At 48.6% G+C, this 700-nt stretch carries 1 protein-coding gene; it reads right to left on the bottom strand.

The annotated features are described in order from the left end of the window. Window positions 1–214: 214 nt before the first annotated feature. On the bottom strand, window positions 215–700 hold a 486-nt coding region (locus ACS8FC_RS17600), incomplete at its 5' end, for a hypothetical protein (protein WP_439297740.1).

Genomic DNA, 700 nt, shown 5'->3' with positions numbered 1-700 from the left:
TATCATCGGTTTGATCGGCGGGGTATCGGTTATTAAAGCCGTCTATATCGACAAGCGCGAGCTAAAATGTGCCTGCGTGGGCGGCGATAGCAATGTGCCACTGGGCGCGATCTCTTTAACCGAAAACGTCATGATGTTCGGCATGGGTGGTTATATGCTGATTCGCGCTTTATTATAATCAAGTGATTAGATGATGCGTAATAAATACATCGAGCTACTCCGCCATTTCCCCATGCGCCTTAGCGTCACCTTTTTTACCATCAGGTTTGATCACGATAGGTAATACCAACCCTTTGGCAAAGTCATCCGACAGCACATAATCATAGCGACTGGCAGCGACATCAGGCGTGGTGTGAATGACGAGTGTCATCTCGTTACCATCGGTCAACTCATGTGAGACATAGGTTTCGCTCAGCTGATCCAAGGCTTTGGATAGCGCTTCGTTACTTGCCATACTGATAGTGAGGTTGTGTTGAGCGGTGGCAAGATCTACATCGAAGAAATCTGCATAATCACGGACGTTTTGACTATCAATCGCAAATGGATACTTATAATTGGTGGGATCGGCAGGCTTTGTCCCACTGTCGACTAACGACCAGTCTATCTGATCGGCTGCGGGTGTTGACGAGTCTGATGCGGTCGCCGCTGTTTCGGAGGCTTGGTTGGGGGTTTCGGTGCTATTATCACAGCCTGTTAGCGT

It is taken from the genome of Psychrobacter sp. 1Y4 (assembly GCF_051847555.1).
The sequence above is the reverse complement of the archived record's forward strand: the minus strand, read 5'-3'. Positions and strand labels throughout refer to the sequence as shown.